Source organism: Cupriavidus sp. SIMBA_020 (assembly GCF_046535395.1).
GTDB classification, from domain to species: Bacteria; Pseudomonadota; Gammaproteobacteria; order Burkholderiales; family Burkholderiaceae; genus Cupriavidus; species Cupriavidus campinensis.
This window is the reverse complement of sequence record NZ_JAWRWU010000013.1, coordinates 107,570-119,578: the sequence shown is the minus strand read 5'-3', so window position 1 is coordinate 119,578 and position 12,009 is coordinate 107,570. Positions and strand designations below refer to the sequence as shown.

Genomic DNA, 12,009 nt, shown 5'->3' with positions numbered 1-12,009 from the left:
AGCCGGGCAGGCGTGATGGCGACCGTTGGTGTCAGCCGGGCGGATGCCTCAGCTCACGAGTGCCTTGCCATTGCGCACAAACGGCAGTTTAACCACAGTCGCGGTCAGTTTGCGGTCACGAATCTCGACCTGGACCTCGGTGCCGGGCACAACGCCCTGCGGCAGCCGGGCAAAGGCAATGGATTGGGAGAGCGACGGGCTGAAGGTGCCGCTCGTGATCTCGCCGTCGCCGGCGGGGGTGATCACCTTCTGGTGCGCACGCAGCACCCCGCCCTTGTCGCGCAGGATCAGGCCGGCAAATGTCTTGTGTTGTCCGGCCGCCAGCAGCGCGGATTTGCCGGTGAAATCGCGCTCGCTCTGCAGGTCCACGGTCCAGGCCAGGCCGGCGTCGAGCGGCGAGGTGTGGATATCCATGTCCTGGCCGTACAGGTTCATGCCGGCTTCCAGGCGCAGCGTGTCGCGCGCGCCAAGTCCAGCCGGGCGCACGCCCACGGACTGCAGCTTCTCCCAGAAGCCGGCCACGTTCTCGGCCTCCACCACCAGCTCGAAGCCGTCCTCGCCGGTATAGCCGGTGCGCGCCACCATCAGCTCGCCCATCATCGGGTCCTGCACCACCACGGCGTTGAACGGCTTGAGCGCGTCCGCCGGCTGGGTCGAGGGGAAGGCCTGGTGGACCTTGGCACGCGCGTTCGGGCCCTGCACGGCGATGATCGCCAGCTTGCCCACGCCGGCCGGCGCCACGTCGCCCCGGCGCGGGGTGATCGTCACGCCGCTGCCGGTGGCTGCGTTGCGGGCTGTGATCCATTCGATGTCGCCCAGCGCCGTGCTGGCGTTCACCACCAGGCGGAAACGGTCTTCGGCGAAGAAATAGACGATCAGGTCGTCGATGACCCCGCCTTTTTCGTCGAGCATGCACGCATACAGGGCCTTGCCCGGGGTCTGGAGCTTGTCGACGTTGTTGGCCAGCAGGCCGCGCAGGAAGGCGCGCGTGTTGGGGCCGGACAGGTCCACCACGCACATGTGCGAGACATCGAACATGCCGGCATCGCCGCGCACCGCGTTGTGTTCTTCGATCTGGGAGCCGTAGTTGACCGGCATGTCCCAGCCGCCGAAATCGACCATGCGGGCACCGAGCGAGCGGTGGATGGCGTTAAGGGGCGTGGCCTGGAGCGTCATGGGAAATCCTCTGGAGCGAATACGGCAGCGAAAACAAAAAAAGGGTCATCCGCCGTGGGGATCGATGGCAATGCCACCAATCCGCCGCGGCGGATGACCCCTCTGTCCTCGATACCTGAGAGATTACGATGCAGCTTGCCGCATCGCGCGCCCCTTCGGTGGACACGCTCGCCATGCGTTGGCACGGGCGGGTGTCGCTCTCCAGAGTGCGGCATGCATCGTGTGCATGTTGCATGCCGATCCGACCGGTCCGTGGTGCCTGAGAGTTTTCGGGTGATACCCCTTCGGCGGCGCAATGGCTGCGCGCTCTCCCGGTTGGATGCGCGTGAATGTACGGGACGGGTTGACCTTTGTCAACGCGGCGCCAGCGCCACCTTGCTAGGGGCCGGGGAGGGCGCGGCGGTAATTCCTGCCGCCTGCGGGTAAGGACTACCCGCTGACTACCCGCTGCCGCCCCGAGGGGGGGCGCGCCGCGCCGGATCAGCGGCCATCCTTGGTGACGACGTTACCCACCACGCCGCCCACCGCCGCACCGCCCACCGTGCCGAGCACGCTGCCATCGGTCAACGCCGCGCCGCCCAGCGCGCCCACGCCCGCGCCGATGGCGGTGTTGCGTTGCTTGGGACTCATGTCCGCGCAGCCGCCAAAGGCCGCCAGCGTGACACCGATCAGCGTAACTTTCGCCAGGGTCCGCATTGTTTTCATGATCGCCTCCGAATGTGCCGAATTTGTCATCAGGACGGCGTCGCCGCCGGTCCCGCATGACCCTATGAGGCAATCTCCATGCCCCGGGTGCCCCCTCTGACGTCACTTTTACGAAGTGTTACCGCGATGAAACACTGGTAGCACTCGCGTCCTTGATGTCCGCCATCAGGCACCGGCGCGGGCCACCCTGCGTGTTAACATCGACGCCTTTCGCGCGCCCGCCAAGCGTGCGCCATCCGGCACCCGCCCACCCATGACCCACGGACTCAACGCCGCCCAATCCGAAGCCGTTCGCTATCTGGACGGGCCCTGCCTCGTCCTCGCGGGCGCCGGGTCCGGCAAGACGCGCGTCATCACGCAGAAGATTGCCCACCTGATCGAGGACAAGGGCTTCGAGCCGCGCCACATCGCCGCCGTCACCTTCACCAACAAGGCGGCGAAGGAGATGCAGGAGCGCATCGCCAAGCTGATGGAGGGCAAGACCACGCGCGAGGGCAAGCGGATTCCGCTCAAGCAGCTCACGGTGTGTACCTTCCACTCGCTCGGCGTACAGATCCTGCGGATGGAGGCGGAGCACGTCGGCCTGAAGCCGCAGTTCTCGATCATGGATTCGGACGACTGCTTCGGGCTGGTGCAGGAGCAGCTCGCCACCACGGACAAGAAGCTGATCCGCAGCGTGCAGGGCACGATCTCGCTGTGGAAGAACGGCATGGTCGACCCCGAGACCGCGCTGGCCCAGGCCGCCAATGCCGACGAGCACCAGGCCGCCACGGTCTACCGCAACTACGTGGCCACGCTGCACGCCTACCAGGCGGTGGATTTCGACGACCTGATCCGCCTGCCCGCCGAGCTGTTCGCGCGTGACGAGACCGTGCGCCTGAAATGGCAGAACCGGCTGCGCTACTTCCTCGTCGACGAATACCAGGACACCAACGCCTGCCAGTACGCGCTGCTCAAGCTGCTGGCCGGCGGCTCGCACCTGCGCGCGCCGGCGTTCACGGCCGTGGGCGATGACGACCAGGCCATCTACGGCTGGCGCGGCGCCACGCTGGACAACCTGCGCGGCCTGCAGACCGATTTCCCGGACCTCAAGGTCATCAAGCTCGAGCAGAACTACCGCTCCACGGTGCGCATCCTCGAGGCAGCCAACGCGGTCATCGCCAACAATCCCAAGCTGTTCGACAAGAAGCTGTGGTCGGAGCACGGCATGGGCGACCCCATCGCCATCCACCCGATGAACGACGAGGAGCACGAGGCCGAGTCGGTGGTGTTCCGCCTGTCCGCCCACAAGTTCGAGCGCCGCGCGCAGTTCCGCGACTACGCCATCCTGTATCGCGGCAACCATCAGGCGCGGCTGTTCGAGCAGATCCTGCGGCGCGAGCGGATTCCGTACGTGCTGTCCGGCGGCCAGAGCTTCTTCGACAAGGCCGAGATCAAGGATATCTGCGCCTACCTGCGGCTGATTGCCAATCCGGACGACGACCCCGCCTTTATCCGCGCCATCACCACGCCCCGGCGCGGCGTGGGCAACACCACGCTGGAGGCCCTCGGCACGTTCGCGGGGCAGGCCAAGGTGTCGCTGTTCGAGGCCGCGATGATGGGCGGCATCGAGGGCAAGCTCCAGCCGCGCCAGCTGGAGCCGCTGCGTGTGTTCTGCGAGTCGATGGTGCGCCTGGCGGACCGCGCCAAGACTGATCCGGCCACCGTGCTGCTCGACGACATGATGGCCGGCATCCACTATGAATCGTACTTGTACGATACCTTCGACGAACGCCAGGCCCAGTCGCGCTGGACCAATACGCTCGAATTCCTCGACTGGCTCAAGCGCAAGGGCACCCGCCCGGAAGCCGAAGCCGGGGAGGGCGAGGCCACCGGCTTCGACAACGCCGACGGCTTTGGCGACGAAGGCAAGAACCTGCTGGAGCTGACCCAGACCGTGGCGCTGATGAGCATGCTCGAAGGCCGCGAGGAAGACCCGGACGCGGTGCGGCTCTCCACGCTCCACGCCTCGAAGGGCCTCGAATATCCGCACGTGTTCCTGGTGGGCGTGGAAGAGGGCATCCTGCCCCACGCGCGCGAGGACGAAGACATGAGCGACGAGAAAATCGAGGAAGAGCGCCGGCTGATGTACGTGGGCATCACCCGCGCCCAGCGCAGCCTCCAGATCAGCTGGTGCAAGAAGCGCAAGCGCGCCCGGGACACCTACTCCTGCGAACCCTCGCGCTTCATCGCCGAAATGAAACTCGAAGAAGCGCCGGCCCCCGTCGACGAGACCCCGGCCATGAGCCCCAAGGACCGGCTGGCGAATCTCAAGGCGCTGCTGGGTACGCCGGGCGCGCCCGGCAAGCCCGTGGCAGGTTGAGCCGCACCCTCGCCCCAGCCCACGCATCACCGCCGATACAAGGCGGACAAGACCGCGCGCCCGGCGCTTTCTAATATGGCGACGCGTCAGACGCCTCGGCGACTGGCGCCGTGCCGCGCCTGCCCTTCGGTTAGCGGTGCGGCTGGGTACGCTTGCGTGCCTGGCTCTTCCCTGTTGAACGCTCCCGGCGCGGCAGTGCCGGGGGCGTCGTTTTATCAGGCGAAGTTATCCACAGCGTACGTATCAAGCCCGATACAAAGCCGCCACAGCGCCGATATTGCAAACTGGTACAGTTGGACGCCGGCTGTTGCGCGGGCGCCTGCCAGTTTTCGCGCATCGGCTGTCCGCACCGCCCGCCGGCGTTTCCCATCCCTCCCGTTTTGCCATGGACCTCACTCCCGCCCTGCCTACCCGCCTGCTGATCGTCGATGACGATCCCCAGATCCGCGCCATGCTGGCCGAATACCTGGCCACGTTCGGCATGGCGGCCGATGGGGCCGAAGGCGGGGCGTCGATGCGCACGGCCATGGCGCAGCACCACTATGACCTGGTGATCCTGGACCTCTCGCTGCCGGGCGAGAACGGCCTGACGCTGTGCCGCGAGATCCGCGAGCGCACCGACATTCCCGTGATCATGCTGACTGCCCGCGCCGAGCTGGCCGACCGTGTGGTCGGGCTCGAGGTGGGGGCGGACGACTACGTGACCAAGCCGTTCGAGATGCGCGAACTGGTGGCGCGCATCCACACCGTGCTGCGGCGCAGTCGGGCGGATGTGCGGCGTGCAGCACCCACCCCGGCAGGGCACGAAGTCAAGTTCGGCGCGTGGCGGCTCAACACCACGCTGCGCCAGCTGGTCGACGAGGAGGACACGGTCGTGCCGCTCTCGAACGCCGAATTCCGCCTGTTGCTGACCTTCATCGAGCACCCGAACCGCGTGCTGGACCGCGAGATGCTGATCAACCAGGCGCGCGGCCGCGACCTCGATGTGTTCGATCGCAGCATCGACCTGCTGGTCTCGCGCCTGCGCCAGAAGCTGCGCGACGACCCGCGCGACTCGGCCCTGATCCGCACGGTGCGGGGCGAGGGCTACGTCTTCACGGTCAGCGTGGATTCCTGACGCATGGCCGCGTCCTCCCCGCCGCCGAACGCCAGCGCTGCCGTCCGGATGGACACCGCCACGCGACGTCGCCCCTTCGATTCGATGTTCCTGCGGCTGTTCCTTGTCATGGCCGCGATCATGGTGGCGGTGCACGTCCTCGGCGTGACCGTCATCGAGGGCCTGTTCCCGCGCCCCGGCTCGGCCCGTTGGGAAGAGCGTATGCGCGAGGCAGCCTCGGAGGCCGCCGCCGCCGGCAAGCCGTTCCGACGCCTCGAGCCGCCGCAGCGCGGACCGCGTTTCGAGGAAGATGACGATGCGGGCGAAGGCGGCCCGTCCGGGGATCGCGGCATGTTCCGTCCCGGTGATCCGGACCGGCGGGGCGGGCCGGCTGGACCGCCCCGCCACTTCCCCCCCTGGCACGGGCTCTGGCCCCTGCATCCGGGCATGATCTTCCAGTTCATCGCCATCGTGATTTCGTCGTGGGTCGGCGCGCGGCTGCTGGCGCGGCCGGTGCAGCGGCTGGCCACCGGCGCGAACCGGCTGGCGCAGGATGTGCACGCACCGCCACTCGACGATGACACGGGGCCGGCCGAGGCGCGCGCCGCCACCAAGGCGTTGAACCTGATGCAGCAACGCATCCGCACGCAGCTGGCGCAGCAGTCGCGCTTCCTGGCGGCAGTCTCCCACGACCTGCGCACGCCGCTCACGCGCATGAGCCTGCGCATCGAGCGCATCGAGGACAACGACGTGCGCTACCGGCTGCGGCAGGATCTGGCCGAGATGAACGGGCTGATCGATGCCACGCTCTATTACCTGCGTGACCGCGACGACGGCACCGGCCCGCGCCAGCGCGTGGACGTGCAGGCGCTGCTCCAGGCCATCGTCGACGATGCCGAGGAACTCGGCCAGGACGTGCGGCTCTCCGGCACCGCCGCGCCGCTGCTGGCCTACCCGGCGGAGTTGCGCCGCGCCGTGGTCAACCTCGTCGAGAACGCGCACCGCTACGGCGGCGCCGCGCATATCGTGCTGACGGACAGCCCCGAGCGCGTGCAGATCGACGTCTGCGACAACGGCCCCGGCATTCCGCCGGCAGAGTTGCCGCGCGTGCTGGAGCCGTTCTATCGCGTGGAGTCGTCGCGCAGCCGGGCCACCGGCGGCGTGGGGATGGGGCTGTCGATTGCCGCCGATATCGTTAATCGCCATGGCGGCGAGCTGACGCTGGACAACCGCGTCGAGGGCGGCCTGCGCGTGCGCATCACGCTGCCGCGCGACTGATAGATATAGGCGCCTGGGTCAGGCGCGCTGCGGCACGCCCGACTTGCCGATCGGCGCCAGCTGCACGTACTGCGAGCCGCGCAGCCCGCGCGTGAAGTCGAGCGTGAAATCGCCCACGTCGATGCGCGATTGCAGCGCGCGGCGCAGCTCCAGCGCACCCGGCGCCCTGGCCGCGCTGGCGGCCCGCACCAGCCAGGCCGCGCCGATGTAGCCGGCCAGCGTGGCGGGCGAGGGCGGTTCGTCCAGGTATTGCTTCATCCGCGCCACGTGCTCCTTGACCACGCGCAGCGTGGATTCCTGCGGGCCGGGCGCCACCTGCGTGACCACCACGCCACCCGCGTAGTGGCCGCCGAGAATCTCGCGCGCGGCGGCCGGGCTCACCGCCGACAATCCCACCAGAAAGCCGTACCAACCTTGCGCGGCCAGCGCGCGGCCGAGGCTGCCGTAGGCGAGCGTGTCGCCAGCCACGATGACCGCGCCGGGCCGCGTTGCGGCGATGCGGCGCGCGCTGTCATCGACACTCCCGGTCAGCGTTACGGCGCGCGTAGCGAGGTCGCGCTCCATCCGTTCGAGCCACGGCGTGCCCGCCGCGAGCGTGCCGGCGGCGAAATCGGGCGACACGGCCAGCACGATGTTTTTCAGGCCATAGCTGCGCAACTGCCGCACGGCGGCGTCCAGCTCCGCCTGATAGTCGGCGCGCGTGAACCAGATGTTGTCGGCAGCCAGCGAGAGCCCGGAGAGCGGGGCGACGATCTGCACGCCGCGCCGGCTCAGTTCGGACGAGGTGGCCAGCGCGGGCAGCAGCGTGTCGCCGGGGCCGAACAGCACGTCGATGTGGTCCGACTCGGCCATGCCGATGGCCTGCGACGTGGCGATGCGCGGGCTGGCATCGGCATCCCGCACCATGTGCACGATGCGTGGCCCCTGGCCCGAGGCGTTGGTCGCATCGAACAGCACCTTGGCGCCGGCCAGGTAGTCGCGCGCCAGATCCGCCTGCGGCCCCACGCGGTCGAGCAGGTGGCCGACCACCAGCGACCGGCGCTGTGCGGCGGCGGGGTTGGCGGATTGGGGCTGGGCGAAGGCGGCCGGAGCCGCGAGCATCGCGGCCAGCGTGCCGAACGACCGGAGCATGCGTCGGCGCGCCGGCACGGCGGACGACATCGTTCTGGGCGAGGCTGGGCGCATGGTCGGCGGGCGTTGGAATCGGGTGGAGGGGGGACGGCGGGCAGAGCCTATCGGCCGTTCGTGACGCTCGGATGACGCCAACGCCCCACGGCGGCGGGGCTGCGGGCGCAAGCGCGGCGTGCGCTTGATGCGCGTCAAGGTGAGCGGTGGCGCAGCGGCATAGCATCGTGACCATCTTCGCCTGCAAAAAGAGCGCGCCATGTCAGCCCCCACCCTCCCCAGCATGCCTGCCACCACGGCGTTCGACCGCCGCGCGCTGGCCGACTTCCGCAGCCTGGCCGGCCGTATCGACGGCAACGGCCCCCGCTACACTTCCTACCCCACCGCCGACCGCTTCGAGGCGGAGATGGACGACGCGCGCTACCTCGCCGCGCTCGACGCCTGCCGCGCCGACTCGCCCGCGCCGCTCTCCCTCTACCTGCACATCCCGTTCTGCGAGAACATCTGCTACTACTGCGGCTGCAACAAGATCATCACCAAGGACCACGCGCGCAGCGCGCGCTACGTCGACTACCTCGCCCGGGAAATGGCGATGGTGGCCGGCCGGCTCGGGGAGCGCCGCGCGGTCATGCAATCGCACTGGGGCGGCGGCACGCCGACCTTCCTCGATCCCGACGAAATGCGCCGCGTGATGGCGGCGCTGACGCAACACTTCCACCTGCTGCCCGATGGCGAGCACGCGATCGAGATCGATCCGCGCCGCGTGACCGATGCGCGCATGGCGCTGCTGGCGGAACTCGGTTTCAACCGGATCAGCCTTGGCGTGCAGGACTTCGACCTGAAGGTGCAGCAGGCGATCCATCGCGTGCAGTCCTACGAGGAAACGCGCGATGTGGTGCTGGCGGCGCGGCGGCTCGGCTTCCGCTCGGTCAGCATGGACCTGATCTACGGGTTGCCGCACCAGACCACCGAACGTTTCGCGGCGACCATCGACCGCGTGCTGACGCTGCGGCCGGACCGGCTCTCGGTCTACAGCTACGCGCACCTGCCGCATGTGTTCAAGCCGCAGCGGCGTATCGACGAGGCGGCGCTGCCGCCCGCCGGCGAGAAGCTCGACATCCTGGTATCCACGATCGAGCACCTGACCGCCGCCGGCTATGTCTATATCGGCATGGATCATTTCGCGCTGCCGGACGACGACCTTGCCATCGCCCAGCAGGCCGGGCGCCTGCAACGCAACTTCCAGGGCTACGCCACGCATGCGGGGCACGATCAATTGGGCTTCGGCGTCTCGGCGATTGGCGCGGTGGCCGGCCACTACGTGCAGAACGCGCGCACCACGGACGAGTACTACGCCGCGCTGGACGAGGGCCGGCTGCCGGTGGCGCGCGGCTTTGGCATGTCCGCAGACGACCACCTGCGCAAGACGATCATTGGCGCGCTGATGTGCCACGGCACGCTCGACATCGCGGCGGTGGAGGCCGGGCATGGCATCGACTTCGCCCGGACCTTCGCGCCGGAACTGGCGGGGCTGGACGCGCTGGCGACGGAGGGGCTGTTGCGGCGCGATGCGTCGCGGATCGACATCACTCCGCTGGGCCGGCTGCTGGTGCGTCGCGTGGCGATGGTGTTCGACCGCTACCTGCGCCAGGACGCGGGGCGCGAAGTGCCGCTGGTGCGCTATTCGCGCGTGGTCTGAACTGCTGCCTATATATATAGGGATAGGGGCGCCGGACCGACCGGCCCCCAATCGAAACAAAAAAGCCCGCGAGGATCGTCGCGGGCTTTTTTGCGTGGACTTACAGGTGCGCTTTGCGTTACTTCGAGGCGTTGACCATGTAGTCGGCGGCGGCGATCACATCGGCATCGGCGCCGGCATAGCCACCCTTGGGCGGCATCACGCCCTTGCCCTTGAGCGCGAAGTTGTGGACGGCGTCCATGCCTTCCTTGATGCGCGGCGCCCAGGCGGCCTTGTCGCCGAGCTTCGGCGCACCGGCCACACCGGCGGCGTGGCAGGCGGCGCAAACCTGGTCGTAGACCTTCTTGCCGGTTTCGGCCGACGCAGCGGCCGGGGCGGCAGCCGCCGCAGCAACGGGTGCGGCGGCAGCGGGTGCCGGTGCGGCAGCGGCAGCCGGCGCGGCGGGAGCAGCCGGTGCCGCAGCCTGCGCGTCAGGTGCCGAGGCGGCAGCCTGCGCCGGTGCGGCCTGTGCGGGCGCGGGCGGTTCCGGGAACTTGGCGCCGCCGGCGTCGGCCAGGTGCACCACGGCGCGGGCCAGTTCGTAGTCGGTGTAGTCGTCCGGCGAAGTGCCGGCGCGGGCGGGCATCGCCCCCTTGCCGTTCATCACGGACTTCAGCAGGCCGTCAAAGCCCTGGCCGATCCGCGCGGTCCAGTCGCCGGGGGTGCCGTGCTTGGGCGCGCCGGCCGCACCGGTGGCGTGGCAGGCGGCGCAGACTTCCTTGTAGACCTGCTCGCCGGTCTTGAAGACGCGCGGCGCGTTCGGGTCCTTGATTTCCAGGGTGGCGACGGGTTGGATGCGATGGTTGACGGCTTCGGCCGTCTGGGTGGAGCCGGCGCCCTCGTGGGTACCGTGACCAACAAAACTGACCAACAGGACGATCACGATAATCGGCACCAGGAAGGCGGCGATCACGACAGCGATCAGTTGTTTCGGGGTCTTGATGGGAGACTCGTGGTGGTCGTTTTCTTGGTGGACGTCACTCATACAGAACTCTCGATTTTGCAGGGAAACCTAGTGCAGCGCGTTGGGGGCGGCTTGCTTTGTTGGCCCTTGTCGGGGATGGGTCTGTTTTTGCCTTTCGGCTATCTGCGTCCGGGCCATGTCTCGTGTCCCGGGTACGTCTCGTTTCGACGCAAATAGCTGGCGATTATAGACCCAAGCCGTGGCGTCCGGGGTCAAAAGCGGCGGCGGCGAGACCTGCCGGAACCCCTCCCGGCGCAACCCGCATGGACGCCGCCCGGCAAACGAGGTATCCTATGCGACTTTCCGACGCCGGCCCTCGTCCGACGTCAAACGCAGCTCACATCGCGCCCGTAGCTCAATGGATAGAGTACTGCCCTCCGAAGGCAGGGGTTGCTGGTTCGATCCCAGCCGGGCGCGCCAATAGACTGGCTTGTAGTCAGTCCACGCTAGTCAATCCCGCGCACGCGAATTTCCAACAGTTTGTGGTCCGAAGCCAGATCGACTTCCGAGCAGCGGACGCTTGCGCCCGTCTCACCGATACCCCGTGATATCCGCCGGCTTGCCCGCATCGACCACTTCGGTCATGTAGCGCCAGGCGTCGGGCTGGCTGCCGTCGAGGTCGGTGAAGCCGTACACCTGCGCCAGTTGGCCGCTGGATAGCGTCTGGCCGTTCCAGCGGGCCAGCTCGGGGTCGGCGGCGAGGGCTGCCACGGCGCGGCCGACGTAGGCCGGCGTTTCCGAGATCGCGAAATGGGGCTGCCGTGAGGTGGCGTCGCGCCAGTTGGCCTCGGTGACGCCGTAGGCGTCCAGCATGGCCTCGGCGCGCAGCCAGCCCGGCGTCAGCGCGACGGCGGTGGCGCCGTACGGCGCCAGTTCGTGCGCGAGGGCGAAGGCCATGCGCAGCACGCTGGCTTTCGCCAGATCGTAGAAGAACGAAACGCGGTAGCTGGTGGCGTTGTAGGTCGCGGTGCCATCGGTCACTTCCACCACCAGCCCGCCCGGTGATTCGATCAGCAGCGGGATCGCAAAATGGCTGGTAATCGCATGGGTATGCACGCCCAGTTCGAGCGTGCGCAGGCCAATGTCGAGCGACGATTCCCACACGGTCTTATTCCACTCCATGACCGTGGCGCCCCAGATGTCGTTGACGAGGATGTGCAGCGCGCCGTGGTCGGCGCGGATGCGGTCCACCAGCGCGCTGACCTGGGACGGCACCGTGTGATCCACCCGCACGGCGATGCCCCGGCCGCCCGCCGCCGACACCAATTCGGCAGTTTCCTCGATGGTCTCCGGTCGATCCATTTCGGAGCGCTGGGCGCGCGTGGAGCGCCCGGTCACGTAGACCGTGGCACCGGCTGCGCCCAGTTGCACGGCGATGCCGCGCCCGGCGCCACGCGTGGCACCGGCCACCAGCGCGACGCGGTCTCTGAGCGGAGAAGTCATGGGAACGATGCTAGGCAACGGGGGCGCGTGACGCAAGGTGCGCCGCCGCGCGCGAGGCGTCTCCCGCGCCGCCTCACCGCTGTAACCGATCGGTCGATTTCCGGCCTCCGGCGCACGCCGCA

At 68.5% G+C, this 12,009-nt stretch carries 9 protein-coding genes, 1 tRNA gene and 2 riboswitches; of the genes, 5 read left to right on the top strand and 5 right to left on the bottom strand.

The window, feature by feature from the left end:
• Nucleotides 1-48 precede the first annotated feature (48 nt).
• Together gcvT and SB751_RS22240 are read right to left on the bottom strand one after the other, a co-directional pair.
• Nucleotides 49-1,176, bottom strand: a complete 1,128-nt coding sequence (gcvT, locus tag SB751_RS22245) for a glycine cleavage system aminomethyltransferase GcvT (RefSeq protein WP_144203401.1) — start codon at nucleotides 1,174-1,176, stop codon at nucleotides 49-51.
• A 92-nt stretch (nucleotides 1,177-1,268) separates the two neighbouring features.
• A riboswitch (glycine riboswitch) is annotated at nucleotides 1,269-1,391 on the bottom strand.
• A 21-nt stretch (nucleotides 1,392-1,412) separates the two neighbouring features.
• A riboswitch (glycine riboswitch) is annotated at nucleotides 1,413-1,500 on the bottom strand.
• Nucleotides 1,501-1,656: 156 nt separating this feature from the next.
• Nucleotides 1,657-1,881 carry a glycine zipper 2TM domain-containing protein gene (locus tag SB751_RS22240; RefSeq protein WP_144203403.1) on the bottom strand — a complete coding sequence of 75 codons (225 nt, stop codon included), beginning with the start codon at nucleotides 1,879-1,881 and terminating at the stop codon, nucleotides 1,657-1,659.
• A 253-nt stretch (nucleotides 1,882-2,134) separates the two neighbouring features.
• On the opposite strand from SB751_RS22240, the gene SB751_RS22235 reads away from it, so the two are divergent.
• The 3 genes from SB751_RS22235 (at nucleotide 2,135) to SB751_RS22225 (ending at nucleotide 6,617) form a co-directional block, all read left to right on the top strand.
• Nucleotides 2,135-4,243 carry a UvrD-helicase domain-containing protein gene (locus SB751_RS22235; RefSeq protein ID WP_144203405.1) on the top strand — a complete coding sequence of 703 codons (2,109 nt, stop codon included), beginning with the start codon at nucleotides 2,135-2,137 and terminating at the stop codon, nucleotides 4,241-4,243.
• 385 nt (nucleotides 4,244-4,628) lie between these two features.
• Nucleotides 4,629-5,360, top strand: coding sequence for a response regulator (locus tag SB751_RS22230; protein ID WP_144203407.1), 732 nt, complete (start codon nucleotides 4,629-4,631; stop codon nucleotides 5,358-5,360).
• 3 nt (nucleotides 5,361-5,363) lie between these two features.
• Complete coding sequence (locus tag SB751_RS22225) at nucleotides 5,364-6,617, top strand: ATP-binding protein (protein ID WP_377732306.1); 1,254 nt, start codon at nucleotides 5,364-5,366, stop codon at nucleotides 6,615-6,617.
• A gap of 18 nt (nucleotides 6,618-6,635) precedes the next feature.
• Here SB751_RS22225 and SB751_RS22220 read toward each other — a convergent pair whose 3' ends face one another.
• A complete protein-coding gene (locus SB751_RS22220; RefSeq protein ID WP_144202140.1) occupies nucleotides 6,636-7,802 on the bottom strand; it encodes an ABC transporter substrate-binding protein in 1,167 nt (388 codons plus the stop codon).
• Nucleotides 7,803-8,001: 199 nt separating this feature from the next.
• Between SB751_RS22220 and hemN the strand changes: the two genes are divergently transcribed.
• Nucleotides 8,002-9,441, top strand: a complete 1,440-nt coding sequence (gene hemN / locus SB751_RS22215) for an oxygen-independent coproporphyrinogen III oxidase (RefSeq protein WP_410748554.1) — start codon at nucleotides 8,002-8,004, stop codon at nucleotides 9,439-9,441.
• A 118-nt stretch (nucleotides 9,442-9,559) separates the two neighbouring features.
• Here the strand turns inward: hemN and SB751_RS22210 are convergent, their stop codons facing one another.
• Nucleotides 9,560-10,465, bottom strand: a complete 906-nt coding sequence (locus SB751_RS22210) for a c-type cytochrome (RefSeq protein ID WP_144202136.1) — start codon at nucleotides 10,463-10,465, stop codon at nucleotides 9,560-9,562.
• 323 nt (nucleotides 10,466-10,788) lie between these two features.
• On the opposite strand from SB751_RS22210, the gene SB751_RS22205 reads away from it, so the two are divergent.
• A tRNA-Arg gene (locus tag SB751_RS22205) sits at nucleotides 10,789-10,864 on the top strand.
• A 111-nt stretch (nucleotides 10,865-10,975) separates the two neighbouring features.
• On the opposite strand, the gene SB751_RS22200 is transcribed toward SB751_RS22205, so the two are convergent.
• Nucleotides 10,976-11,887, bottom strand: a complete 912-nt coding sequence (locus SB751_RS22200; RefSeq protein WP_313818659.1) for an SDR family oxidoreductase — start codon at nucleotides 11,885-11,887, stop codon at nucleotides 10,976-10,978.
• Nucleotides 11,888-12,009: the final 122 nt, after the last annotated feature.